Source organism: Mesorhizobium sp. L2C084A000 (assembly GCF_000502875.1).
In the GTDB taxonomy this organism is placed as follows: Bacteria; Pseudomonadota; Alphaproteobacteria; order Rhizobiales; family Rhizobiaceae; genus Mesorhizobium.
Window position 1 is genome coordinate 1 of the sequence record NZ_AYWX01000018.1, and the last position, 26,907, is coordinate 26,907.

Here is a 26,907-nt window from a genome sequence, read left to right on the forward strand (position 1 = left end):
TCTCTTCATCAGTCCGTCCTTCAATCAAGGGCCGGACTCTAATCTCAGATGGAGGAAAAACTCAGTGGCAGGTCACAGGAAATCAGTGCCTGCTACACCCAGCGGTTTCGTTATTTCTGCACCGAGAGCGATGCACATGGCTCTAGAACTAATCATAAACGATCCGGCGTTAGTTGCGGCGTTCAGTGTGGAGCGCCGGCCCGCTGCTGGGTGCTATTGCTATGGTTGCTATAGGCAGATAGTCGAACGGGCGAGCCTGGCTTTTCACTGCAAGAGAAACAAATGGATGGACGCCTGACTGATCTCGATGCCCTGGCCTTGACGGTCCGCAATCCGTTCTCGCGAACCTATATCGACGAGGCTGTGAAGGCCTACCGGGCGGGAAGCTGCAAGGCCGCAATCGTCGCGGTCTGGGTGGCCGTGACCTTCGACATCATCGCCAAGATACGCGAGCTGGCGGGACAGGGCGACGCCCAGGCGATATCCTTCGTGAACGCCTGGGACACCAATGTACAAGCCAACAATGTGGAGAGGCTATTGGCTATGGAGCGCGAGCTTCTAACCAAGGCCGATACTGACTTCGGGTTCATCGACTCCATTGCAAGGAGACACTTTGAGCGCCTGCAAGCAGACCGGCATCTCTGCGCCCATCCCGCCTTTACCTCGGAGGGCGAGCTGTTTTCGCCAGAGCCAGAGCTGGTTCGCCTATATCTGGTGGAGGCGATCCGCAATTTACTGTCTCAGAGACCTGTGCAAGGGCGGACCCTGCTCGCGCTGTTCGATACCGAGTTCAGAAGCCTGGCATTCCCGACGCAACCCGTGGCGATTACTAGGTTTGTAAGGGAACGGTATCTCCAGCACGCGCGGCGCGGCGCGCCCGCCACATTGGCGACGGTGCTCGGCAAGGCGATGCTTCGTGCGGCCCCTGCGGGATGGGAGTCCAAGATCGGCCTTTTGCCGCACGCCCTGCAGGCAGTCCGCGAGGTTGATCGTGCAGCTTGGCTCGATTCGGTCGTGCCAGCGCTAGTGAACTTGATCGATACCGCTGACGATACGCAAATCTCCAACAGCTATGCGCTTCTCGCGGTTTTCACCGAGCTCCAAGCTGCGCTGCCGGGTCCAACGTTGGAGAAACTCTCAGCGTACCTTCAGAATCTAGCTCCCGGGGAAGCCGATGTCCGTCCCTTTGACGCAGTGCGGCTCCCCCGCTTTCGAGATCTAATGGTCGAGAAATTCGTCAGGAGCAGCGAGGCAGTTCAGGGCGCCGTCCTAACTCGGCTAGCCGCACCGGAGTTTTGGCCCACGGCCCTCGCTGTCTTTTCTAACTCGGGCTCCTATCGCGGCGCGGAGGCTCGATTCGAGCGCTACATTGCCCCTTATCAAGACACTGCAACGCCAGAGCAGATGGAGCAGGTCTTCGCGGCCGTGGGTATCAACCTCCATATCTATCATGCTGCAGAAGTGCCTTTTCAACTGGCAGACTTCGTCGGTCGCGTAGGGCGTCGGGAGTCTCTCTCGCAACAAAACCTCACAGCCCTGGTTGCCATGACCGACGCGAGCCCACGAAATCGCCGTGCTCCTTTTCGGCCGGTTTTCGAAATCTTCGAAACCGCGGGGTTGAGTGCGCCGCCGTTTACGCCCCAGGACGATGACTAGGGCGTAGCGGCCGGTGCAGTAGTTGGGATCTTGCGCGAACGGCGAGCTACGCACGCTTGCACCGAGGTAGAGCGGGAAACGGCGGGACGAGCGACACTTAAGGGTGCCAATGCCCTGGCTAGAGCCGCTTGTCATGGTTGTGGTGGGCCGGACCAGGCTTTTCTGATGGCAGCCGGCTTGCCTCTTGTGGTTACGTTTGGCAGAACGTCCCGCGAACGTTATTATACTTCCCAGGTCGAATCGGCGTTGGGGCTAGCGGGGGAAGTGTGCAGACCAACGTCAGAAGGCCGATCTTCATCGATGCCTTTGCCGGATGCGGCGGCCTCAGCCTTGGGCTGCTGAAGGCGGGCTGGAAGGGCTTGTTTGCGATCGAGAAGGACGCGTTCGCCTTCGAGACTTTGAAAACCAATCTGGCTAGCCCGGGCGCGCGCTACGCGTTTGCCTGGCCCGTCTGGCTTGAGACAAAACCGTGGACAATTGAATCACTGATGGATGCTCACGGTGAGCAACTCGCTGCCCTGCGTGGTCAAGTCGACCTTCTTGCCGGTGGCCCGCCTTGCCAGGGCTTTTCGAGCGCCGGCCGACGCAAGCCGGCGGACCCGCGGAACCAAATGGTCGAGCGATACATGGAGTTCGTAGACCTCGTCAGACCGCGGTTGGTGCTCATCGAGAACGTGCGTGGCATTACCTACGATTTTGTTGGGAGCGAGCCGGGTGAACGACGGAATTTCGCGGAGGAACTCGTCGCACGCCTGGAGAAGTCCTACCACGTTTACTCCGACACCATCCGCTGCTCCGCTTTCGGCGTGCCGCAGGAGCGCCCGCGCTTTTTCCTAGTCGGGATGCTCAAGTCCCAGTTTAAGCGGTTGGCCAAAGGGGAGGACCCTTTCGCACGGCTTCGCGCTTCGAAGGCGCACTTCCTTGGCGCACGGTCGCTTGCCTCGAAAGTTACCTCTCGGCAAGCCATATCGGATCTCGAGACAGTCAGCGCGGGGTTAAGCCCAAGCCCAGATAGCAAGGGGTACTTGGCAATTCGGACGTCCAAGCCACGGACGAGCTTCCAACGACTGATGAGGGATGGGCACGCCGGCCCACTGAGCGACACGCGGCTTGCGCGTCACCGGGATCATATAGTTGAGCGATTCGCGACGATAATCAAAGATTGCAAGGCGGCTGGCCGGCTTGGAGTACAGTTGAACCGGGCGATGCGCGAGAAGCATGGCATCAAGAAGATGGCCACACGAGTGCTGGATCCGTCATTGCCAGCGCCCACCATCACCAGCATGCCAGACGACCTCCTGCACTATTCCGAGCCGCGCACATTGACGGTGCGGGAGAATGCTCGGCTACAGACCTTCCCCGACTGGTTTGTCTTCAAGGGAAAATACACCACAGGCGGAGAACGGCGAGCCCGGGAGGTGCCCCGTTTCACGCAGGTGGCAAACGCGGTTCCCCCACTGGTCGCCGAGATGTGGGGAGAAGTCCTGCTTAAGTATGTCGGGGCCAAAGCCCGTGCAGAAAGGATGGCGGCGTAGCCGCTGATCTATGGACCTTGATTCAACCGCGGCGGCCGAAAGCGGACCGCCACCCTTCCCGGATGGGCTGCTGGACTGGGCGGGCAATCGCGGCGGCGGCGTCCGCCGCCTGTTCGATGCACGCAGCGGGCGACCAGGCGAAGAGGTCTTTGAGACGAACCTGCTCCACAGGCTTCGCGATTGGGTCAGCCGGCTATCGGCGGGGGAGGAGGGAGTTCCGCGCGTGGTGCTCCTGGTCGGCGGTCCCGGAAACGGCAAGACAGAGGCGGTCGAGGCTACGGTTGGGCAACTAGATGTCGCGCTTGGCTGCGCGGGGCGCCTAGCTGCTTCGCTCTCGGAATCCTATCACCCAAAATCAGGCATCGTGCCGCGCCTCATCACCGTCGACGCGGGCGCGCTTGCGTCGCCGCAGCGGGTGCTTCAGCTCGGCGTCGTGCAGGACGCCTCTGTCGGAGGGCATTCGGGCCGCACGGCCGCGATGCTGTTGGTAGAGGAGCTTGACCAAGCCATTTCAGCCACCGATTCCGCCTACCTTTGCTGTGTCAACCGGGGTGTGCTCGACGACGCGATGATCCACGCGATCGACACCAGCCTCGGTCGCTCCCAGGATCTTCTGGAGGAAATCGCCCGTGCCGTCAGCCTGGCACCTGACGCCCCGGCTTGCTGGCCGCTAGGTGGATTCCCGTCAGTTGCGGTCTGGCCAATGGATGCTGAATCTCTCATCGAGCCAACTGACAAAGGGGAGGAAGCGCCAGCTCGAAAGATACTTCGTCGAGCAGTCGAGCCCACCCTTTGGAGGGAAGAGGGAGCCTGCGCAGCTGGACCTGCCTGCCCGTTCTGCTCAAGCCGCCGGCTACTCGCGAGCCCCAGGGAAGCCGATTCTCTCCTCACAATGCTGCGTTGGTTCGAGCTCGGCACCAGTAAGCGTTGGACGTTTCGCGATCTGTTCTCTCTGGTCTCTTATTTGCTGGCGGGTAGCGGGTCGGGGCATGGAACACAGTCATCCGACCCCTGCACCTGGGCTGCAAGGATGATCGAGAGAGACATGGAGGCAGCGGTTGGGGGACGGCCAAAGCGCGAAAGCTCCGGCGCAATCTTCTGGCTCGTCGCCGCCCAATACCAACATGCCTTGTTCAACCGGTGGGACAAGCGGGCGGCCGCGTCATTACTCCGCGATATCCGTGAGCTCGGTCTGCACGATCAGAGTCCTACCGCCATGGGCCTCTACTATTTTCTGCAATCGCGCTCTGGCGGTCATGTCCCGGCGATGATCGCGCCCCTTCTCGATGGTCTAGTAGACTTGCTGGATCCTGCAATGGCGTCACCGGACGCTGAGGTTGCACTCTGGGGTGGCGCTGTCCGGTTCGGAGAGTTGGACACTCGCTTCAGCCGCTCCGTTCGCGAAGGCCTAGAGTTCGCTATCTCGCGGCGGGCTCTTTCGACCAACGAACGGCTGCTTCTAGAGCGCTTGGCCGCACTCGACGAACTCCTCTCCAATCCGAAGCTACGCCTGAAGAAGCCGACTGCCGCAACGCGGATCCAGCGACTTGTCCGTGACTTTTCTTGCCGGCTAGCCCGCCGGAGCATCGGCGCGCGCCAGGCCATCGTCCCTTCAGCGGTGACGCTGGAAACCTTCCAGAGGGTGGTTGCCGATGCCGATGGACACGGCCACGACCTGCGGGAGATTGCAAATCAGGTCGAGGACCTTCTGAACAATGGTCACAACTTCGATGTCTCGTTGACAACAACCTTCGGTCAGCCACTGCCGCCTGCCCGCCGAAGGGCAACGCTCGTCGTTGCGCGGCGGCGCGTGGCTCCGAGGTATGCGGCGCATGAAGGCCGACCACGGCCATCGATTTGTTTCTTGGATGTCGAACTGGGCGCGACTGCCCAGCCGGTCGCGCTCACTTACGAATTGTTTAAGGCCGTGAGTGAACTCGATGCTGGCTTGTCCCCAGCGTCCCTACCACGGGGTGTTCTTGCACTGCTTGACACGACTCGCGCCCGAATGTCCGGTTGGATCGTCCGGGATCGCGAGGTTCGCGAACGGCCACTGATCCTGCTCGGCGACGCGATGTCTATTGAGAGCCATCGCGGGCACTTCGTATCCACCAAGCGCGGAGCCCGTCGGTGAGCCTTTCAGAATTCAAGAGTTCGCCGTGGGCCCGATCACACCCTTCCTATCGCGGTGCGGCCTTGGCGATGAACCCGGCTCCGGAGTATGCAAACTCGGAAGTCTTGGTCGCGAGTCTCTATCGAACCATTAGTTCGTTCAGTGCTGAGGAAGAGATATCTATCAGCGAAGGCCGCGTCCCTATTCGCGGGCGCGAGCTCGAACGGTCGATCGTTCATTACAGGGACCACCGGGACCGGGGACGCAAGCCGAACAATGCCGCCCTAGACGGGGACAGCGTGCACGCGCTCCTTCACAATGTGCTTGAAAGCCCCAAACTTCCCAACCAATCTACGAAGAGGTTCCTGCAGGTTACACCTCTTGTGGGCGAGACGGCGTCCTTCTCTGGCTCGGCGCGGCTCGCGGGCAATCCATGGCCAGCGGGCGCCCTGGTGCGCCAGATGGTTTGGCTGGGTTCGGCCGATAGTGCGGCCGCGCAGGACATCTGGTCCCGTCTCTTTCATGCCCTGGGCGTTCACGACGACGACGACGTTTTCGCCCGGTTCCTGCGCGACGAGGTCTCCGCCTGGACCAGCGCCTCCTGGGGGATCAAACTCGCGATCCCCGATGGCGAGGAGGCCGCCTGCCTGCCGCATGGCGAGCTCGACGGCCTTGCCTCTCCGGCAAGACAGTTTTGCGAGGACCTGGACGCTGTCCTGGCGGCGAAATCTGTCATGACGCGCCGGCAGTGGACCAGCTTGCTCGAGGCCCTAATCCGAATCGCTGCGGTCGGCCATGTCGCGTGGGTGTGTGAGGTGCACCGCCAGATGTGGGAATGCGTACGGCAGGCCCTTGCCGGCGTCGACTTACCGGACGACCTCCGCGCTACGATCTACCCCCGCAGTTTTGGTTACCTGACCTATGGTATGGGGGCGGTCTCAGAACTCAAGGACCGAACATCTACCTACCTCGCCGCAAGGCTCGGCCTCAACGCCGTGCTGTGGAGCCTGGACGAGTGCGGTGTGGCGTTCCCGGACAAGCTGTCTTCCGCGGAAAGCGTGGCGGCGCTCTGCGCGCTCGTGAAGAAGAACCGCGGCACTCTGGCCGGGGTCAGCGACGACCTCGACGACCTCTCTGACCGCGAGGCGCGGACCCTGCTTTGCCGGAAGGGTGTTGGCTCGAACGTCATGGAGTTTGCTCGACACGTGCTCTACCAGCGCCAAGTAGCGAACTCCATTCTGCGCGGATATGATCAGGGATATGTCCTGCGCAAGCGCAGCGCTGCCAAGTCTAGCCCCTGGATCTGCGCTCCTGGCCCGGTGGCAATCCTGGTGCTCGTACACTGCTCGCTGGCAAAACTAGCGGGACCGCGGTCGGTCCACCGCTTGGCACAGCACATGGCTGCGTACGGCATAGTGGTCGACCATCGGAAGATCGATTCAAACGAGCTGGGAGCGCAGCTTCGGATGCTCGGCCTCGTACTGGACAGTCCCGACGCCGAGAGCGGAATGCTCCTTGTCCCACCGTTCCCGCAGGCGCGCCCACTTCGAGAAAGCCCCGGACGATGAGCCGTCTTGAAGCATGGTTGGCTTCTGTCGTGCAGGCTCGGCTGCAGGAAGCATCGGCCAGCGGACCGGCGACAGAGACGCGAGTCATCTTTCACGGGCCGCCCCTAGAGATCCTTGAGGGGGTTTTCTCGCTCCTGACCACGCCTGACGGGGGGCCAGGTCTTCCTGTGCTGCTCCAAGTGGCAGAGCTAGCGCTCGGCACGGGGAACCCGCCGAGCGGGGCCTCCGGCCCCTGCGACGAGGGCCACCTCCTGGACCTTCGCAACTCGCCGCAGGCCTCGAGCTACCTTGCGCTTGTCCCGCCAGGTCAGCATGCGATTCGCTCTGTCACCTCGACAACCGACGAATTCGGAATGTCGTCCGCAAGCAATGGTGCAAATGTTGCATTCGAAGACTGGTGGTCAGACCCATTCCTCCAGGCCGGCCTCGAGTACGCCTTCGCAGAATCAAAGCTTGATGGCAAACAACTCGAGGAGGGTCGGGAGATTGTCGCGCGTGCGTGTCGCGCCTTCGACGATGTCGACATGGAGCCCGGGAGTCGTCTCGCCGCGTGGCGCCTAGTGGCCCGCGTATTCGAGGCCTCGACGGATCCGCGTAACGCCGCTAGCCGCATCAGCTTGGCTTGCGGCGTGCCGCCTAGCGCTACTGGCCGGCTTGTCGCAGGTCAGCAGCACGCTAGCCTCGATGGCGTGGCGGCCGCCCTGTCGGATGGCTTTGCGACTGGCCTCTCTGTCGCGCGTGAGCAAGCCGACGACGTGCAGCGTGAGTGGATCGATGCCTTCCTCCTACACATCCGGTCTATATGCCATGTGCGAACCGCGCTCGATCGGTCACCGGAGGCGTTCTACGCGCCGCAGAGCAGCGGCGACCTACCCGCGCCACCGCCCTGGTGGGAAGGACTCACCGCCGAGGTGTGGGCGGAGCTCCTTGAAGATGAGCCCGAGATCGTGGGTGACATTCGCATCGAGTGTGCCAACCCCCTGCTTCCTCCGTCACGCGGCGTGCCGCTGGTCGTCGCGGAGCATGTAGGTATTGCGATCAGCGCGACCCGGGAGAATGGCGAAACTGTCGAGGTTGTGATCGAGCGCTCGCCGGGCCGTTCCAGCAACGGGTTCCCCATCAACGTGCCGGTCAACGGTCGTGAAGACCTTACCGACGCGACACCGCCGAGCCACCGGTCTCCCATACAGTACAAAGCCAGCGCCGAGGGCTTCCGCACAGCGTCGCTCAAAGTAATTTCTCTGGCGACGTGGGCGCCGGGCATCTTTGTTGCCTGCCGGAGCGCCCGAAAGGTGACCCCACCGAAGGCGCCTTCCCGGCGCACAAAAGGGGCCAACTGGGAGACGTCAATCACACTACCTGGCCCCGGTCGATACGAGCTTTTGGCCTTTCTCTCGCCAGATACATCGATTGAAGGTGCAGCCACAGGCTTGGCGGGGGGTGAGAGCACTGGAGATGAGAAGCAGTCCTTGCCGGCTCGGGAAGTCCAGGCCGGCCTGTATCAGGTCGAAGTGGAGGTCGACGGCTCATACCAGATAGACCTTCCCTTCAAGCGGACGGCGGTGGGAGGGCGCGAAGCGATTGAGACGTGCCGCATCTTCCTTTCCTGTGATGACGTGGTGGAAGAAGGCTGCAGCAGCGAGTTCGAGCGACTTATAATGGTCAATCGGCGGCAAATTGAGCCCTCCGGCGCCAAACCCGTGGTCCAGCTCAACCGAAACGCACGAACGAGCACCTTGCAAGGATGGCTCTTGCAGGGTGAGCATGTCGCGCAATCCTACCTGCCGATTGTGCTCGCCGAGGATTATGGCGACCACTGGGTGCAGCCAGCCTGGACCGAGGAGACCGGCCGGATCCTATCCGCCGGCCGCTACCACAAAGACCCCCGCCCGCCTGCCAGCCAGTTCAATCCGCCGCCAGCTTTCGTCGCCGCCCGCGTGGAGATCGCAAAACTAATTCGTGGCGGCGACGACCAGTCGCGCTTGATCGAGGCTGCGCCGCTCGGGGAATGGCTTCGTCACGATACTGCATTCCAAGCCGTCGTCGAGGACTACCTCGATGCTTATTCCCTGTGGCTGCGGGGTAGCCCTGAGGTTGCCCCCTGGAGCGACGTTGTGGCGATCGCGTCCCTCGAGCCGGGCGGACGGACCATCGCGCGGTCTCCTGACGCGGTGCTCCTATCGCCGCTTCATCCGCTCCGGCTGGCGTGGCATGCGCTCGCCCAGCGAGTCCTGGACGACGCGGCCCTGAGCGCAGAACCATGCCCAGCTGCCGGCATACTGGACCCAGGAGTCGTGCCAGACATCCTGCGGATGCCGCTGGTGTCGCCGGAAGGCGTCGACCTGATACCCTTCCTCGCGGTGGAATCCAACACTGACTACTGGTCTGTCCTTTGGAACGGGCGGCGCCTTCGGGAGCTCGCGGACCGCTCGAGGATGGATCCCTTCGGCGCGACGTTCGGCATCACGATCGGTGGAATATCTGCGGGGTTCAGTGCTGCGCAGGTTAGCAGGGCGCTTGACGACGTGTCTAACATCCTCTGCGCAAAGCCAGCTCTGAGCGTGGCGGTCAGCAGCGCTGGCGGTGCAACCGACGCTTGCAACGATGGCCTCGTGCAGTGGTCTTCCGAGCGGTACGCAGAATCCGACAAGCCGGCGCGGCTGGGCACGTCGGGGCCGCGCCGACTCGATGTCTATGACATGCGGGACGCTCCATCTCGTCCAGACGACGCTACGATCGCTAATCTCTCCGAGGACACGCTCAACAACGTGCGCTGGTTCTCCAACCCCTCTACGGCGATGAACCTGGATCTTGGTATCATCGCCCAGCTCGATTCCTCGGAGCCAGACACGGCAGAAACCCCAAGCCTGTCGGCGCTCGGTGCGGGTGGCCTGATCCGGCACCGTATCCGTCGCCAGCTCCCCGACGCGTTCCTGAGCGAGTCTCGACAATCGCGGCCCGCAGATCCTGTCGGGGATCCGCTTGCCGATAAGGTGTCTTCGTGCATTGCCCAACTCGAGAGCTCACTCACGCAGCCCGTGGGCTTACGCTTTGCGCCTAACATCCATGCGATTGGTGAGATGCTGGAGGAGCGGCAGGCGGACTTCGTTGCGGTGTCGTCGTCGGCGATCGACCCGGCCTGCTTCCTCGGGGGGTGGCTGCCACAATCCTACCTCTGGGACTACGACCTGCCCTCGTACTCGCAACGTGCCGGAGACACGAACGGCTACTACCTACTGTCGCGGGTCAAGCCTTCTGACCGGGATGCCCTGAAGCGAGTCCTTTCAAGGCTTCCTGGATGCGCAAGCTTGTCTGATAAGCAGGTCGAGGCCATCCTCCTCGAGGTCGCATGCCGTGGCATCCCCACCATCCGTGGGCTGTCAGGTGACGACACTGGCGCCACCGGCGATCTTGGACTCTTCATAGCCGCGCGAATGCTACAGGATCGATTTCGGACGGGACCGAATTCGGACAGCTTGGTCCCTGTCATTAGTGGATCAGTTGATGAGCCTTCCATCGCTCTTGTGGTGCCAGTCGACCCATTCCGCGGCTATCTTGACGACCTTTCGCGTGCGCTGAATCGTGATCGCTTGGAAGGCGGCTTCTCGCGACCAGACTTGTTGGTGGTGGGCATTACGCTCAGTCCAAACGGCGCACGTGTCCACCTCACGCCCGTCGAGGTCAAGTGCAGGTTGGGAACGGTCTTTCCGATCGGCGACGCTCGAGAAGCGCTAGGCCAGGCTAAGTCGCTTTCCAACCTGCTTGCCAGACTTGCAGCCCATGAGGGCAAGCTCTCTGCTTGGCGGCTAACCTACCAGCATCTACTCCTCTCAGTCATCGGCTTTGCGATGCGCGTCTACAGCCAGCATGAAGACCTTGCGGGATCCGGTGCAAATTGGTCCGCCCTTCACGAGCGCATTGCCTCTTCGATCCTCACAGACAGCAGCTGCGTCACAGTCGATATGCGGGGCCGGTTAATTGTTGTCGACGACTCGCCGATGAGCGATGCCGTCGACCGGGATGGCGATGGCTTCGAAGAGACAATTGTCATCGGAATCGGCGACGCTGGCCGCATTGTCGGCCTAGATGCACAGTCGCTTTACGAAAGTGTTCGGGCGAAAGTCGGCGACTGGGAACTTTCAGCGCGGGCACACGAGGACGTGCTGGCTGCGGGGCAAATCTCCGCAGATGCTGCGCCGCAGACAGCCTTAGCGCATACAGGGCCCGACCTAGACCTCGGTCTATCAAGCGACGGCGTTGGCGAAGACCCGATTAGTTCGCGCGGTCCTGAGGGGCGTGGCCTCGATACCAAGGCGACGGGCGGGGACTTGGTTGAGCCTGTCGATCGCGGTATTCAACTGCGAATTGGAACAACGGTTGATGGCTTCGAGAAGCGAGAGCTCTCGCTTTCCCTGTCCGACACAAGATTGAATCAGCTCAACATTGGCGTCGTCGGTGACCTTGGCACCGGGAAGACTCAATTGCTGAAGTCGCTTGTGCATCAGATCGCATCGTCTGCGCCAGCTAACCGAGGCATCCGGCCCCGATTGTTGATTTTCGACTACAAGAAGGATTACAGCAGCCCGGACTTTGTTGCAGCCACCGGCGCGATTGTCGTGAAGCCACAGCGGCTCCCTCTGAATCTTTTCGACGTGAGCAACATGGAGGATTCAATCGCGCCGTGGCTCGATCGTTTCAGGTTCTTTGCCGATGTCCTGGATAAGATCTATTCGGGTATCGGTCCAGTCCAGCGCGACAAGCTCAAGCGTGCTGTCCGTACCGCCTACGAGTCGTCGGCCGGGACCGCTCCCACTATCTACGATGTCCACGCGGCCTATTCAGACCTGCTGGAAGGCAAATCTGACTCGCCGATGGCAATTATCGACGACCTTGTAGACATGGAGGTCTTCGAGCGAGACCCCGCCAAGTGCATGCCCTTCGACCGCTTCCTCAACGGTATTGTAGTGGTGTCGCTCGACGCTTTCGGACAGGACGATCGCAGCAAGAACATGCTCGTGGCGGTGATGCTTAACATGTTCTATGAGAACATGTTAAAAACCCCCAAGCGGCCATTTTTGGGTAGCGATCCCCAGTTGCGAGCCATCGACTCGTACCTTCTGGTCGATGAGGCGGACAACATCATGCGGTACGAGTTCGACGTGCTGCGAAAGTTGCTGCTTCAGGGGCGCGAGTTTGGGTGCGGTGTTATTCTAGCATCGCAGTATCTCCGTCACTTCAAGGTGAACGCGACCGACTACCGGGAGCCGCTGCTCACCTGGTTCGTGCATAAGGTGCCCAATGTCACCGTCTCGGAGTTGTCCGCCCTGGGTCTCTCAAGTACGGCTGCGGAAATCGCCGAGCGAGTGAAGGGGTTGGCGAACCACCAGTGTCTCTATAAATCATTTGATTCCCCCGGGCACATCGTGCGTGGCTTGCCGTTCTACGAGCTGTTAGCCGACAAATAGCGGACAGAAGAATGGTGGACTTCCTATCGCCAGATGAGCGGTCCAAGAGAATGGCGCAGATACGTTCGTCGAACACATCGCCAGAACTGATCTTGCGCCGCGAGCTACACAGGCTCGGGCTACGATTCACGCTAGACAATAAGAGGTTGCCCGGGAAGCCAGATCTCGTCTTCCCTCGACATCGCGCAATCGTCTTTGTTCACGGGTGTTTCTGGCATCGCCATCCAGGGTGCAGCATCGCCACGACCCCGAAGTCCAACACATCCTTCTGGCAAGAGAAGTTTGACCGAAACGTCGCCAGGGACGACCGAGTAGCAGCCCGGCTTGAGGAACTTGGATGGCGGGTGTTCGTCGCTTGGGAATGCGGTGTCCAGTCGAGGGTGCGGGCGCGGGAAACGGCCGAGCGGTTAGTCCGACTAATTCGGACAGGTGACACGCAGGAATCCCAAGGGCGAGTCCTTGGCTTGAATCTTTTGGCTGAGAGTGCGGGTGCTGCCGATCTGCCACCTAAGGGCGCCAATGAAACGTCCGCTGGTTGATCAGTTCAAGCTAGAAGCTGACCGTCAGTTCGCGGCCATAGGAGCCGTCCAACACTTTTGGCACAGAATGCCGGCTGTTGGCGCAATCCGTCATCTCCACGCCTTGAAGCGACAAAACCGCCCCGAATGTTCTTATGAAAAGGAATGTCGACTAATTTTTCATGACAAGGTGATGCCCGTTTTTTTACTCCTTTTCGGAAGGGGCGCTACGGCGGGCCATCGTCGGGCACCGCAGTACCGGGGAAAATCGGGAAAGCCTCCAGCAGGCACTGGCCGTGGCCATTATTGCGTTGCCGGTGGTTGAAGCGGTCTGCGAACCGAATGATTACCGGATCACCGTTGCGGCTGAAGTCACCATACCGGGCGCTGCCATCAACGGATAGTCCCTGAGACGTGTTATCGACGCGATCGCATTTTGGCGAAGCGTTTCCCTGTTCGGATCATGATGGAGCTGCCGGTGGCAGTTCGGGCAGCAAGCAGCGGCATTGTCCACCGTATCGGGTCCGCCTTCTCCCAGAGGGCGGACGTGATGTACCTCGAGAAAGGGTTCCCCACCAGCACGGAGGAAAGGCGCAGCGTGGCTGCAGATTTCACAATGCCCATCCGCTTCGTTCAGCACCCATGCGATGACGTTTGGGTCGCGGACGAAACGAGACAGTGTGCTGCTGGCTTTCGGCGGTGCGGGCTGGCCTGCTGGTGGCTGAACGGTTCCCAGCTTTGCCGCCGCCCGAATGCGGGCCGTTGCCTGCGCTACCCGTTTCTGAAGCTCGTGAGGATCATCCGTGGGTTGTTCGTCCGTCGCCGGGGCTGTCGGTCGCCAGAGCACCCGCTCAATGGCGTTTACCGTCATTCCAGCTGCGCCGTGCCACTGCATGCGCAGCCGCATGCGCTTTGTCCGATTGCCCCGGTCGCTGCCGTCCGTCCGGCCAAATGCCGCGGAGGCGCGTCCGATCGAATGACGCAGTTCCCGCACATCTGTTGCAGATGACAAGGCAAGGGGCAGTGGGAACCTGTCGAGACTCACCCTACGATCCAGGTCTGGCAGTTTCATGGCTATGCTGCTGGCTACCTGCAGGTCGTCAAGCACCATGCCCAGTGCACCCATTCTGACCAAATGCAGCTCCAACGCCGGCGCATACTCGCTATTTCGAGCCGCATTCGGCCCGTGGTCAGATCCGCCACGGGATTCCACAATCAGGTCAAAACCATCCGAACGAAGTTCCACGGAATAAAGCGCGTCCAACTCCCGAGCGCTGTCATCAAAAGGCTTTAGCACTCTAGAATATCTCCTCTGCGGTCTCTGGCGCTAGTAGCGTCAGGCAAGGATACGCCTACTGCCGGTTTAAGTCGTGAAGCCGGGTTCCGTTTCATTTCCTCTTCGTTGTGATAGGCGGGCTCAGGCAGAGTTTTCGGTCCCACGTCCGAAATGTGGCACAATCTAGCCACCCCCCGGCCTTGAAGCGCAAAAAAACGCTCCGGTTAGACCGGGACGGTTATTGATTTATGATAGAATTGGTTGCGGGGATAGGATTTGGGTTTTTGTCCCGCGGCGTCGGCTCGCCTCCTTATCGATCTAACGATCGAGCGTCGCCGGTTTGGGATTGCGCTCGAGAACGACCGTGAGCATTTCCAAGAGGCCGTTCTGGAGAATAGTTCCTCCGTTGTTAGCGACGACGATCGAGCTCGCGGAAGCTGCGGCGGGGGCGCGGGTACATTGCAGGAAAAATCCAACGTGCTTGCTCGGCTCGCTACCGAACACGTGCGCTATGACCCCGCTTGCTCCGGAAAACTGGCCAGGAGAGCTTTGCACTGACGCCACCGCTAGTACGACTCGTGAAATCGAACTCGCCGCCGAAATGGCGCACGGCGTGGCTGCACATGGCAAGTGTTTTTGACGTGGCGGTCATTAGGGGAAGATCCTTATCGGCGCTATCGGTGAAGACGCGCATGATCATCACATCGTTTTCCAGCGTGGTCTCAATTCCGACATCACCGCCACTTGGCGTCATTTCTGCAATCCCGGTCACCGCTTGGAGCATCACTCCTCGTAGAGCCCGCTCATTCGTCTCAATCGTCTCTGTTGGGCCTTTCTCGTGTGAGAACGAAAGGTGAGCATGCCGCGAGGTATAAGCGAGGTGCCCTAAGACCTCTTCCAGCAACGAGTTTGGCTGAACCTTATCGGACCTCAAACGTGAGACATCTAGCAGTTCGCCGACATTAACAATGTCCCGAAGCAATGTCCTGAGCTGAGTCGACTGACCAAGTATGCCATCCAGCAGTTCTCCAAAAGGCGACTTGTTTTTTGGCTGATTGGACGCCTGCGAGAGGAGAAGTGCGATGCTGTTGATTGAGTTTATTGGGACAAGAAGATCGTTCCGAAGAGTGCCAATCATTCCCCAACTGGCTTCCTTGGCCCAGTATAGCGAGGTATCTACATTGTAGATCGGCATAGCATGCCCCCGCCAGGTATCCTTGGGAGATATGGCGTTCTTAGTAGATCGGGCGTACTCCGCCCTTCCGATCTCTGCAATCAGAGATCGTTCTCGCCGCTTGTAATCTTCCAAGAGCCTTTTGTACGGCGTCACGTCTTGGCTCAACCACAGTGATTGACGACCCGCCTGAAATTCAGTTACTCGCAAAGTGCGCCCGTCAGGAAGCGCAACTTCGTCAGGTACGACCTCGTCAGGCCCGTCGACCCTTGCCGAGAGGTTCTTCCGCAAAGCCGTGATATCCGCTCCAACCAACAGCTCAGGCGAATCGAGACCAAAGATCGACGCGAACGTCGTGTCGCAAGACACTACGCCTCGTTGGCTGTCAGAGACAGCGACCGAGCATCCGGTGCTGCTCCAAAGCGTTGTGACGACCTCGAGAGACGCAGGATCGGTAAATGGGGTTACTCTGGAGGGGGCGAGGTCCTTTGATAGCGCTTTGCGAGCCTGGGCGGCTCCTTCTTCAGTCAACGTGATGACAACTTCCCGACCCTCGTTATGCCGTCTGATCCATCCGGCAGAACCAAGATTCGCGAGGATTCGGGACAAATTGGCATCGCGCAACTTCGTTGCTTGAGCAATCGTTGTGCGCGTAGTCTTTCGGTTATGCTGAAGGAGCCCTGCTAGGATTGCACGGACGTGCTTGCGCCCCAGCAGCTCGTCGGCCGGGTGGAAGTTAGCAAAACGGTTCGACTGCTCCAAAAAATCGGCGAGGACGGTAAAGCGCTCGGCAAACGGCACGGAGCGGCTTCGGAGTAGCTGCCGTATTTTCAAAATGACGTCAGACCACGCGTTGAGGCTCTCTCCAGCTTCCCGGTTGGACACCGTGCCCCACACCAGGCTGCGAAAGGCTTCGTAGACCCGTTCTGGAAACGCCACATCGGCAGGCGAAAGTAGGTGCTCTCGAAGGCTCGCGAACGCCGCACTGGGCAGAACCGAGTTCGTCGCGATAGCCTCTAGGATCGAATTCGTCAAACTGGCGACTGTTGCGTTGCGGGTCATGGGTAAGCAAATCTCGGAAAGTGCAAAAAATCGCATGCAAACATTTCACAACCCTTTACATCGGAAACCTCCTCGTCATGTCAAGGTATGAAACAACCTAAAGTGAACAGACCGTCCATGGAACTGTTTTTTCCAGGTCCGCCAACGTTGGTACGGCGGGGTCGACCCTAGCCAGAACATACCCCAAGGGGTCGCTTGCCGTCGGTTTTGCGGCATAGAACTGTTGGACGACCATCGTTCGACTCTTCAGTTTTTCGAGAAGCTCGGTCGACCGTCGGATGTGGCCTTTCATCGTGCTCGCGCCACCGCAGGACGGCACGATGACGTAGTCCACATCGAGATTCGGGTACGGGGGGTCTTCCGCCAAGTTACAAAAATCCAGACAGATGCCGAACGCGACGACTGCCTGTTCGAGGACCAAGACAGGAAGATAGGTTCCATGTTCAATCGCTTCATGGGGGCCCTCGCCGTCAAGAAACTGAAACAACTTGCGGTGGGGCGGCTCTAGGGCATTGCCGTAGCCGTCCATGATCGCGGCGACATTGAACCAGCCGTCGTCGGTTTTCTCGTGGTGGCTTCCGACCACGAGAAAGCTCAACTCGCATTTCCAGCTACTGTCGCCAATACATCTCGCCACCTCATGCGCCGTCGGTTTGCTGACCGTCAATTCGGGATAAACGACGCCGATGCAGTCGACCGCCGATGCCATCGCGATTTGATCGCGTATGACATCGAGCTGTGACGGAGCTATCGCGTTCGTAACAATAAAACCGCCGTTAACATCCTCGATCGTCATCTGGAGATCCTTGAAAAGGCCGGCGCCCGACGACAAAGGCACGGCGCGGGCAGCCCGCGTTCGGCCGCGAGGGTCGTCGGCGAACACTAGGACCACCTCCAAATCGTCGACTTTTGTTGGGATGACGCGAGCATGTCTCAGCCCGCGCCGCCGAAATGAATCGCCAGTCTTGGCCGCGCGATGCAGAGGGTCACGCATCAGGATAAAGGCGGACTGTTTTGCATGACTCGCCATGCAATCGGATGCTCGGCGCACGGGCGAGCCGTCAGCGATGTCGTAGAGGAGATTTTCAAGAGCGCGCAACCGAACAGCGAGCCACCAAAGAAGCTTTTCCTTGTCCGCGCGCGTGCGCAGGGCGGCCGGTGGATCTGCGAAAATCTGATGCTGCTCCAATTCTGCAGCTTCACTCTGAAGCTTCGACTCGGGAAAGCCTCGGTACATGTCACGGACAAGCTTGGGTGCGGCATCAATTGCCAACCATAATCCATAGACCGCATTCCGGGTGCCTTCCAAGCCGTCCATCTGTCTGATGCTCTTCAGCATCTTGCGAACAACAGCAATCCAAGCCATTCACTTACGCCCATTTTTTTAGACAATTCTTCCCAGATTCTGTGAATAGTCGATCGCGTTGCCGCCGTCACGCGACGTTGCAGTTTCTGAATAGCTTTTCTGCCATTGATGATAGTCGAGCGCACCTGAATATTGCAGCCGGACAGATCGCGACCAGAGTGAAGCGCCACTTCTACAGGATTCCCTGGGCTCTGTGGCATCTCGTGCTCTTGCGAGGCTTGCGCTTGCATACGGTTTCCGCGATCCTGACATCATGCAACGTTCGCCTCTTGCGCGCATTATGGGCGCCGGATCACTGATGCGGACGTCGTCCGCCTGAGGCAGATCAAGTTCGGTTTGGTGGCTGGGGATTTTGAGCGCCAGCGACGCCATCATCCGACCCAGAGCACATGCTGTTCATAATCGTTGCACACCGGAGCCTCCGGAGCTGGGCGACCTGTTTACAGTAAGGCTATCGTGGGCACGATGAAAGCGGATCGGCGCTCAACCGAACGGATCCCGCTCGACGAGGATGTCTGCCTCCTTTGCGGCCTCAACGAAGGCTTTGCGGGCGTCGCGCGTTTCTTTCAGGCCCTCGAGCACGCCAAGGCAGGCTCTGCGGGCAGCGACATGTTTCTGGCCGGTTATCGCCGGCCATCGGTTCAGCAAGATGTCCGCCGCCTGGCTACTCGGTCTACGGTGTAGACGGTGTTCCTCGACCTGCCGAGCGCCACATGTAAAGGCTTTTCAAATCGCTGGTCTTGCACGCAACCCTCCCGAACCCGAACGCGACCCAATTCGAGATGAACCAATAGGTTCCCGAGCCTAGAGCGATCAGAAGAACCGAGGCGCGTCTGCGCGCGTCGGCCTCAACCTTCCCCATGTCCCTGTCATCGCCTCCGCTAACATATCGCATTAGCTTCCACGGCCGATTTCCCCGAAATACGACCTGAGTTTGTCAAGGCAATGATTGAGGTCGTTCATATCCGTTCGTATAGTCGGCCCCTCGCAAAGAAGCCTCCGATCCTTGTAGCGCACCAGGAAATCTTCATGCCATGCGGTGGCTTCAGGCTTTTCGTCTTTGCGCTGAGCCAGGCGTTGGAGTGTTGTCGGTAGATCGCACCAGAGCAGTGCCGTTGGCGTCCAGAGCCGCCAGCGGGCCCTGAAGAAATCGGCAGGTACCAGCGTAGCGATTGTCAGCCACCCCCGGTCCAATACTACCGGCCTGCCTGCGGCGCGATCCAGCGCTTCAGCAATGCCGCGCAATCCTGCATTCAGGACGCCTTCGCTGTCGCCGCTATTGTAAGCAAGCATCAGCGCCGCGCCATGCGAGTTGCCGAAAGGGCGCAAATATTGCGCCCCCACGCTGTCCGCCAGAAGCCTCGCCAAGGTCGTCTTGCCGGCTCCATCATGTCCGTCCAGCGCAATTACCCGATCAGTCAACCTGGAAGTCCCTAATAGGGCAACAGACGCACCAATTGCTGCTCGTCGTCGAGCTCGAGCCAGTAATGTCGGTGCGACGCCTTCTCAAGCACCGCTCGTGGTTCGCCAAGCAGTTCCATTTGCCCTTTTGGTGATACCCGCGATCCCGAATTACTGGGATCGGGCTGGAGCAGAACACTATCCTTTTGCATGGTCACAGCCACACGCGTTCCTTTGCCGGGTTCCATCCGCAAAGTTTTTCGCGCTGAGAGCGGAAGCGTCAGCACTCCACCGGGAGATATTTTCGAACTCCGGTTCTTAACGGTCATGATGGGCATCGCCAGCCTCCTCCTTCTCTTGTACGAATACTGACTATGAAGCGAATATGATCTGATACAGCTTCTCATATCGATCCAGAACGGCGGCCGGCTCTCCGCCCGACCGCCACTGGTCTTTGTCCAACGCCTCGCTATCGTCGGCGGCGCGGCTTCGCACCCGCATACAATCGGGACTAATCTCCCCGAAAATGACCGAGCCCGTGCGGTCGATGAAAAAACAAATGTCGATGAGTTGAAGCCCGCGTTCTGCAAACAACTCTTCTATCCACCCGAACGTGTCGCGCGCCAGTTGCTTGGCGCGCGCGCAATCGTCGATCCAGATGCTGGCATAGTCATCGGACAGCGGCTCGTCTGCCAAGCGTTTGCCATGTTCGTCTTCAAGCGGATTGCGCCAGTCAAAGCATACGACAGGCGTCTCGAAACGGCTCCAGCGCGCCAGCGGAGTTCCACCGAAAGCCGTCTCATGGGCCTCGGTGTAACGATAGCGATGCAGCGGGGAACCGATGTGGTATCGCTTGACGCGAACCTCGAGATTTCCAGGCGTCACGACATGCTCCGCGAGAAGAAGTCCTTGGTCACTGTCGACCAGGCCAAGGAATGCATTGGACAAATGCCGCGGGCCAGGTCGTCGGGTCATTGCGCGAAAAAGCTCGGCACAGAACTTCGTGCGTACGCGCTCGGTCCCCGGAACGATCCCGTATCGATTGTTGGTGAATGAATATACGGACGGCAGAAGCTTGGCGACGGCAATTCTGGGTGTGAGAAGGCGCACTTCCTTGCTCTCTCCGACCGCTAGAAGCTTCAGTTCGTTGAAGGTAACGGAAAGACTGCACAGAACCTGTTCGAGCATTGAGCAGGTACTGCCAACCAAGCATATGGGAATGACTTCGCCGGACGGGCCCTCGATGGTGAAACCATCCGGCACTCCATCTAGAAATCTGATGGGGAGTTCTAGATCCGCGCACTGATCGAGGAGCACCTCATATGCGTATCGAAAGGACGTTGCGGCTTTTGCCACGTTTGCTTCTCACTCACTTGGGCGCAGTATCCGAAAATCTTCGTCAAGGCGCCTCAGCGTCTGTTCTGTTGCAGTGGCGGCCGCAGCCAGAGCGTTTGCCGGACGCTCCGTCGCACGCTGCTGCTCATATGCAGTATCAAACCCGCATAGCTCAACCAACCACTGCTGAACCTTTTCTTTTGGCCAATACCTGCCAGCCGCACCGAAGGTTCCCTTTGCGATATTGGCAGGAATTTTCACAAAGTAACTATATAAATTTCGGCGATCGTTGCCATCTGAATTATTTTCCTTCAACGCGTGTCCGACCATGCCAAGTTGCTGGCGCAGGCGGACCATGCCGAAGCTGAGATTGCGCGCTAGAAGCAGTGGAGTCTGCTTGTGCGGCAATTCCACCTCGCCGAACAGGCAAAGGCCATAATCGGCGAGATTATCGCCCGAGAGGAGTTGCATATTCCACAGCTGCCGAGGAGTGTACACGCCAACGTTCAACTCCTTCCCGCCCCAGGTTGGGCAAGTGTTGGCCAGCTTTTGCAGGGTCACCGTTTCGTTGTCGACCACCAGCACCACGTCATAGTCGGCAAATTTCTCACTTAAGACGCTGGAGCCATACACGATGATCGCCTGCAATCCTTTCACGCTGTCCCGCAGATCAGCGAGGAAGCCGAAACGTTTCGTGCGCGGGTCCGAAGTATCGATTTGTTTGATGCTGGCTCGCTCAGCGGTCACAGAAGCGCCAAGTCGCTCGACCACCTGATCGAACAATTGCCGCAGGTCGAGCAGCCTTTGGACCTTTGAACGATCCGTTCGGGATGCCAACGCTGTTACAGCGTCGCAAAGCCCAATTTCCGCCAATTGCGGCATCTGCGCCTGAAGCAGGCCGGCTTGCCAAAGCTTGTCATACTTGCTCCCGATCGTTCCATCGGACGCCCTGTCTTGCACGATGGCGGCCGACATTGTGACGGACGCTAGGAACAGGACTGACTGAATCCAGAATCGTGTTTGTTCGCCGGTGTCTGCCATCAAACCATCTGAGCCGGGATAAGCCATTCTCATGCTGGCGGCGGCTGGGCGCGGATGCACGGCCTCGAAGAAGCGAGGCTGAAACAGAGATGACCAGGACAGCGTCTGAGGTGAAATGCAGCGAGAATTTGCCAGACCCTGTTGCCAGGCCCATCGATGGATGTCGATCAGATCGGCCTCGCAATAGTCGTTGCCGAGGAGAATAAAATCAACAGTGAATGGCTGCGCCCTCCAGGACGGCGGATGCTCCACACGATGCACGTCCACTACCGCTTTAGGAGTCGGCATCTGCACTCAATTGGTTGGGTACCAGTTGTCAACGGCGGAAGCGTAGGCGTTTCCGCCGCTGAAAGCCAGCCGACACGCGCGGCAATCGGATGTAGAGGACCCAAGAATCCAAGTATCGAGACATAGGCCAATCACGCCGTCTCAGCGCAGCCAAATCTGATGCCTGCATATCCTTGGGTCACCGTTGCCGGCTCTAACCGACGTCATCTGTTGGAAGCTAGTTGCTCTCTGAATGCTCTGCAGCCATCTGCAGATTCCCTCTCGAGTATCAATTACTAATTTCAGCCGTAGGAGGTTGCGGCTCTTCCGATTGCTGGCCGAACAACATGAGAGTGACGACCTCCCTTTGCTTGCCAAAATTTCAGCCTTGAAATTAAGACTCATTCTCCGAGAGAAACGACTTGAAAATCAAGCATATTGGTCTCACTCTCCTTTCGTGTTTATGGGGGTGGCGATGGGCTATGTTGAGATACAAGGAGAGGTCGATGTTTTTCAATATTGGCCTCATGGAGTATCTGACGTCGACACTTTGAAATTTATCCCAGATTTGACAACCGCGAGGTACTTTTCGGATAGCGCGCCAGCTAAGGTTGGAACGTACTTCGAACACGGCGGCACCTTCCAGCCGGACGACAACGAGCCGGGTGTAGAACGATTCAAGCCAATTCTTCGCAGAAGCGGCGGAGGTTCATTGTCAGTTCGTCTGCAAGGCATCGACGCGCCGGAGACTCACTATGCCCCAAACTTTCGCGAGGGTATGTTCGATGGCGACTACGCCAAATGGATCGCCAAACACATGTCGCGGCAGATGTCGTACCGGCAACCCTACGGCAAGCTGTGTACGGATTTCTTTGCGAACGGATTGCGTTCGAAGCTCGGCATAGGTCCGTATGATCCCGCGAACGCTGAAGTCAAGGTCACAGCAAAGCTCAAGATACTGGCCGACAGCATCAACGGTGCTGCAGATGTTTTCGGTAGGGTTGTTGGATATGTAGCGATTTCGCACAACGGGCAGGACGTCGTCTTGAACGATGCTGCTCTGTCGGAGGGGTTCGCATTCTGCTCTTTCTACGGAACCATGACGTTGCACGAGATGCAGCGTCTCGCCGATCTTTTCTCCGCCCACGGATCGGACGGTGCACGAAGATCCCAGTTGAGGAGCAATGTTTCAAACCATTTGCGTGACTTCGAGCCAGGGCTGTGCACGACAAAATCCATGCGTGACACCGATCTAGACGATAACGGTGTCAATTCAATTCGAGGAACGGATTCCTTCCGCTCGAAGTGCTTCGATCCGAAGCTGTTTCGGCGCTGCGTAGATTGGATCGGACGACGAGAAGCGCTTAACGATGCCAGCTCATTGCTCGACTACATGCGCACCAACGACGAGGAGGTGGTGCTGTTAAGTGACTTCGCCGCCGCGAATGGCGACTGGACCCAAGCGCGAAAGTTCTCAATGGGCTCTCTTATCGGCCGCGACGGCGCCTTTCGCTACAAGCCAGGCGACGTCGTCTTCGAAGCCCGTCCGATCACTATCGTCGACGATCAGCGGCGGCCTCTGCCTGACAGCTTCCTGGCGCCTTATCCTTAAGTCGGGTTTGCCGGAGGTCATCTAGCTGACGCTAAGGCACCCGCAATCTGCTTCAGGTTTGCCTCGGCTACCCCGAGTTGGCCAGGCGCATGTCCCGAGGTGGCGAGCTCTGCCGCAGTTTCGGCGAGCTCGTGAGCGCACTCAGCCGCAACGGCAAGTGCAATACTTTCGGCAGCGGGAAGCGTGACATGACGTGTCAGCCCGAAGGCAGCGCCCGCATGCGAGCCGTCGCCTCGGCCCGATGAAAGCTTGGCGAGCGCTTCGCCAAGTGGCTTGATTACCGTCGTCATCGCGTTGATTGCAGTATCGCAAAACAACTCCGCGACCTTGCTCGCCGGGCCCGACGCAAAGGCATGCTGCAGCAATCGCAGCATCAGCGAGTAAACGTCGTCGAACAGATCACCGAGTTGGCTCGCGAATGGGTCTCTGATCAGATTGATCTTTCCATGGGCGTTCCAGTCGCCCCGGATTCGGGGCACCGGATTTTCAAGGACCGGTCGCGCAGGTTCGAAGGCGGGGTCGCGTTCTTTCTCTGTTACAAGCGAAGCCAATGTCCGTTGAAAGACAGCAAAATGGGAGTCTCCTCGGTCGTAGTCAGTCCCCTCACCTTGCTCCGTAATCATGTCTATCGCAGCGAGGGCCGAGACCCTGTCTTTGATCGGAATGATGTTGGGGAAGTGGGTGATGTCAGGCCCCATCTCGCCTTGGGTGCCTTGAAAGAAAAGCTGGTCCTCCGGCAAGTTAAGAATCTGCTCGCGGATGAGCGCATAAAGCTCGCCGACCGATCGATATTCTGTCGGCTCGTCATCGTCGGTTCGCGCATCGACAGGAAGGATGAGTTGGTCGGCCGGCGTTTCGTATGACACAAAGCGACGGAGCGCGGACGGGCCAAAGCGCTCCAGAGCAAGCGGCAGATGGAAGCCGTAGTACGAACGGCGTTGCGGGAAATTCGGTCGCAGATAGTACGGCGATCCGCCCACGGCCGCTAGGATGTTCCACGCTTGGGCAAGATGGAGCATCTCTTCTGCTGCGACCATGTAAATTTCTGAGGCCCAAAGCCTTACGGCCTGAAGCTGCTTCCAGCTCAACCCACCCTCGTCGAGGTCTTGCTTGATCGAGAACGCGGCGAACAGATAGGAGCATGCTAGGCCGTGTTCTAGTTCGCATGCCTCGGTGAGCAGGCTTAAGAGGCGTGATCGGCTTGCCTGCATGAATCTACGATCCCCTTTGCAGCAACGAGGAAATCTTCGATGCCGCCCGCAGCGCCAAGGCTGCGACGGTCAAGGTTGGGTTGGCTGTTCCACCAGTGGGAAAGGTGGAAGCGCCGACGATAAAGAGGTTGTCGTGTTCATGAGCGCGGCAGTGCTGGTTTACGACCGAGCTACCTGCATCAGTTCCCATCCGCGTTGTACCGATGATGTGACCTGCGCCGGAATAGGTATCTTTGGGTTGAGGTTTGCGATCAGAATCTGGGATCTCGAGGCGATCGAAAATGCTCGAGATTAGTGCCGCGGCCTTTTCGAAGGCCAAGCGGTTGTAATCTTCCAGGTGCAGGGAAAGCTGAGCGCGTGGCATGCCAAACGAATCGGATACTGCGTCAGCAAGTGTCACTCGATTGTGGGCGGAAGGCAGCATCTCGGTGGAATAGCTTATTCGGAACTGCCGGATCAGCCGATCACCTAACGCGACCCTCAATCGAGATCCGATCAAGCCTTCCACAAGCTTTTGTTCAAGAGCCGCAAACGGAGTCTCCACCCGGCCCATTCCGTCGTTACCGATCGAGAGCCGGAAGGCGGCGTGCGACGCCCGAAACGTACCGTCGCGAAACGTATCGACGCCGACTGTGGTTGGTGGCCCGCGATAGGGGAAAAGCGGCTGCGGAACGACAGCAGCCATCTGGCCCTGGAGGTGATCCATTAGGTTGCGGCCGACCTGACCGCTACCGTTTGCCACGCCGGTGGGCGCCGCGTCACTGTCGCTCGAGATCAACAGGAGGCGGGGTGTTTCGATTGAGTGAGCTGCAATGACGTAAATGTCGGCCCGGAGACGTCTCTCGTCCCGCCGTCCCTGTTCGTCCCACCGGGTATAGCGCAAAGCACTGACGCGTCTGGTCATGCTATCCAGCTCGATCCGCGTCACGACCGCCTGTGTGCGCAGAACCGCACCAGCGGTCGTTGCCTTGCTGACATGCACAGTGGCATCGTACTTCGCGCCAATTGGACATATGGGAACGCAGGACGAATTTCCGGCGCAGGCCGGCCGGCCGTCATACGGTCGTGAGTTTCGGGCCTGGGGCGTGGTCAACACGCGGACATCGGCTCCCTCGAAGGTCAAACCCTCGACGGCCTTCGCAACGAAGATATCGCCGTAAGCCGGCCATATCTTGCTCATTGGGAAGGCTCGGCTACGGTATGCTCCGTGCAGGCCATTGAGCTCCGCATGATCACCGGCAACACCGAGTTCGGTCTCGGCTTCACAATACCACGGCTCCAGGTCGTCGTAATCGATCGGCCAATCGACACCCACCCCATAGGAGGTCGCCAATCGGAAATCCGCCGGCACATGACGCGGCATGTTTCCAAGCATGTGCCACGTCGAACCGCCGACCCGGCGCAGATACGTACTTTTGAAAGGCGAAGGCCCCAACTGGATGTAGTCCTTTTCAGAATCGGGGCTCCAGACCGGAGACGAAGGCTGGTTGTCGGCATATGGGGAACGTGGCGTTTTGATTGCCGCAAGCGAATAGTCGGCCACGAGATCCTGCCGGTTCCTGCCCGCCGGCCCGGCCTCGAGCATCACGACGCGGTAGTTGGCGGCGGCCAAACGGTAGGCAATGAGGGCGCCAGCAACACCGGCGCCCACAACGGCGACGTCGCAGCGGTCAAGATCATCAGACATCTGGAGCGTACCTCCAGTGGCCAAAATAGCCGCCGGAGAGGCCAGGCGGATGGGCTCGCGCCGCGCGCCAGATCAATCCTCCGAAATACGCCTCTTCACTAACAAATGCGGCATCGACGCCATTCTCGGCTGAAAGGCGCCCGGCATACCAGACATGTGCGAGCCGTCGTGCCGCATGGCCGACCTCCGGCTGTTGCTTGATCGTGGCCATCAAGGCCGCCTCTGGATCGGCATTGGCCTTCGCTTCATCGACAGCGATCGCGAGGCTGGCGAGTTCTGAAGCCCAATCAGGCTTCGAGGACATGATCGTGGCGTAGAGCTGTTCAAGCTCCCCGCCGATATCGGAGTAGCCGGTCACAAACTTCGACATTTCTAGAAATGTCGCCACGCTCTTTCTATCTCCCAGATACCATAATTTCCTACTCCCTACCTTTTGCCTCAAGCAAGCCGTACGCTCCGATTGTCGGTCCTCATCTATGACATAGAGGCACGGTCTAGATGGCACTAGCCACCGCGGCAGGCACTCCAAGTGCTGAACCGAACGAGCTAAGACTGACGCGGTTTTGTTACTTCTGATATTACGCACTCCTACAGCCAAGTCTACTGGATAGGCGGGCGTT

At 59.2% G+C, this 26,907-nt stretch carries 19 protein-coding genes and 1 pseudogene; 7 read left to right on the forward strand and 13 right to left on the reverse strand.

Annotation, left to right across the window (positions count from 1 at the left end):
• Window positions 1-282 precede the first annotated feature (282 nt).
• The 6 genes from X735_RS1000000166895 to vsr all read left to right on the forward strand — a co-directional run bounded on the left by X735_RS1000000166895 (window position 283) and on the right by vsr (window position 12,876).
• Window positions 283-1,656 carry a hypothetical protein gene (locus X735_RS1000000166895; protein ID WP_023813671.1) on the forward strand — a complete coding sequence of 458 codons (1,374 nt, stop codon included), beginning with the start codon at window positions 283-285 and terminating at the stop codon, window positions 1,654-1,656.
• A 266-nt stretch (window positions 1,657-1,922) separates the two neighbouring features.
• On the forward strand, window positions 1,923-3,191 hold the full coding sequence (locus X735_RS139365) for a DNA cytosine methyltransferase (protein ID WP_023813672.1): 1,269 nt from the start codon (window positions 1,923-1,925) through the stop codon (window positions 3,189-3,191).
• Between the two features lie 10 nt (window positions 3,192-3,201).
• A complete protein-coding gene (locus X735_RS139360; RefSeq protein WP_023813673.1) occupies window positions 3,202-5,325 on the forward strand; it encodes an ATP-binding protein in 2,124 nt (707 codons plus the stop codon).
• Window positions 5,322-6,872: a hypothetical protein gene (locus X735_RS139355; RefSeq protein WP_031213711.1), complete on the forward strand. Its 1,551-nt coding sequence runs from the start codon at window positions 5,322-5,324 to the stop codon at window positions 6,870-6,872. The genes X735_RS139360 and X735_RS139355 overlap by 4 nt, the downstream gene beginning before the upstream one ends.
• The gene (locus X735_RS139350) at window positions 6,869-12,337 is read left to right on the forward strand and encodes a hypothetical protein (protein ID WP_023813675.1); all 5,469 of its coding nucleotides are present in this window, start codon (window positions 6,869-6,871) and stop codon (window positions 12,335-12,337) included. The genes X735_RS139355 and X735_RS139350 overlap by 4 nt, the downstream gene beginning before the upstream one ends.
• A gap of 11 nt (window positions 12,338-12,348) precedes the next feature.
• Window positions 12,349-12,876, forward strand: a complete 528-nt coding sequence (gene vsr / locus X735_RS1000000168155; protein WP_081734971.1) for a DNA mismatch endonuclease Vsr — start codon at window positions 12,349-12,351, stop codon at window positions 12,874-12,876.
• A gap of 325 nt (window positions 12,877-13,201) precedes the next feature.
• Here the strand turns inward: vsr and X735_RS1000000166900 are convergent, their stop codons facing one another.
• The 10 genes and pseudogenes from X735_RS1000000166900 to X735_RS139325 form a co-directional block, all read right to left on the reverse strand.
• Window positions 13,202-14,152 (reverse strand): HNH endonuclease signature motif containing protein, encoded by a 951-nt coding sequence (locus tag X735_RS1000000166900; RefSeq protein WP_023813677.1) that lies wholly within the window; start codon window positions 14,150-14,152, stop codon window positions 13,202-13,204.
• A 472-nt stretch (window positions 14,153-14,624) separates the two neighbouring features.
• Complete coding sequence (locus X735_RS139345) at window positions 14,625-16,367, reverse strand: hypothetical protein (RefSeq protein WP_023813678.1); 1,743 nt, start codon at window positions 16,365-16,367, stop codon at window positions 14,625-14,627.
• Between the two features lie 97 nt (window positions 16,368-16,464).
• Complete coding sequence (locus tag X735_RS139340) at window positions 16,465-17,733, reverse strand: hypothetical protein (RefSeq protein ID WP_023813679.1); 1,269 nt, start codon at window positions 17,731-17,733, stop codon at window positions 16,465-16,467.
• Entirely contained in the window at window positions 17,700-17,963 is a 264-nt protein-coding gene (locus X735_RS1000000169410) for a hypothetical protein (RefSeq protein ID WP_196815353.1), read from the reverse strand. Before X735_RS1000000169410 ends, X735_RS139340 begins: the two co-directional genes overlap by 34 nt.
• Before the next feature lie 34 nt (window positions 17,964-17,997).
• Window positions 17,998-18,146 (reverse strand): annotated as a pseudogene (locus tag X735_RS1000000170025) (SOS response-associated peptidase); the annotation flags it as partial.
• Between the two features lie 70 nt (window positions 18,147-18,216).
• Window positions 18,217-18,381 carry a DUF982 domain-containing protein gene (locus X735_RS1000000170030; RefSeq protein WP_023813680.1) on the reverse strand — a complete coding sequence of 55 codons (165 nt, stop codon included), beginning with the start codon at window positions 18,379-18,381 and terminating at the stop codon, window positions 18,217-18,219.
• A 246-nt stretch (window positions 18,382-18,627) separates the two neighbouring features.
• A complete protein-coding gene (locus X735_RS139335; RefSeq protein WP_023813682.1) occupies window positions 18,628-19,155 on the reverse strand; it encodes an AAA family ATPase in 528 nt (175 codons plus the stop codon).
• Between the two features lie 11 nt (window positions 19,156-19,166).
• A complete protein-coding gene (locus X735_RS1000000169010) occupies window positions 19,167-19,472 on the reverse strand; it encodes a hypothetical protein (RefSeq protein ID WP_155930608.1) in 306 nt (101 codons plus the stop codon).
• Between the two features lie 34 nt (window positions 19,473-19,506).
• Window positions 19,507-20,490 carry a phosphoribosylaminoimidazolesuccinocarboxamide synthase gene (locus X735_RS139330; RefSeq protein WP_155930609.1) on the reverse strand — a complete coding sequence of 328 codons (984 nt, stop codon included), beginning with the start codon at window positions 20,488-20,490 and terminating at the stop codon, window positions 19,507-19,509.
• Between the two features lie 9 nt (window positions 20,491-20,499).
• Window positions 20,500-21,798 (reverse strand): hypothetical protein, encoded by a 1,299-nt coding sequence (locus X735_RS139325; protein ID WP_023813686.1) that lies wholly within the window; start codon window positions 21,796-21,798, stop codon window positions 20,500-20,502.
• A gap of 310 nt (window positions 21,799-22,108) precedes the next feature.
• On the opposite strand from X735_RS139325, the gene X735_RS139320 reads away from it, so the two are divergent.
• Window positions 22,109-23,389: a hypothetical protein gene (locus X735_RS139320; RefSeq protein ID WP_155930610.1), complete on the forward strand. Its 1,281-nt coding sequence runs from the start codon at window positions 22,109-22,111 to the stop codon at window positions 23,387-23,389.
• A gap of 17 nt (window positions 23,390-23,406) precedes the next feature.
• On the opposite strand, the gene X735_RS139315 is transcribed toward X735_RS139320, so the two are convergent.
• From X735_RS139315 to X735_RS139305, 3 genes are read right to left on the reverse strand one after another with little or no spacing between them, the layout of a single operon-like run.
• Window positions 23,407-24,600: a ferritin-like domain-containing protein gene (locus X735_RS139315; RefSeq protein ID WP_023813688.1), complete on the reverse strand. Its 1,194-nt coding sequence runs from the start codon at window positions 24,598-24,600 to the stop codon at window positions 23,407-23,409.
• Window positions 24,601-24,604: 4 nt separating this feature from the next.
• Entirely contained in the window at window positions 24,605-26,287 is a 1,683-nt protein-coding gene (locus X735_RS139310) for a GMC family oxidoreductase (protein WP_023813689.1), read from the reverse strand.
• Window positions 26,280-26,873 carry a sugar dehydrogenase complex small subunit gene (locus X735_RS139305; RefSeq protein WP_348625604.1) on the reverse strand — a complete coding sequence of 198 codons (594 nt, stop codon included), beginning with the start codon at window positions 26,871-26,873 and terminating at the stop codon, window positions 26,280-26,282. The genes X735_RS139310 and X735_RS139305 overlap by 8 nt, the downstream gene beginning before the upstream one ends.
• Window positions 26,874-26,907: the final 34 nt, after the last annotated feature.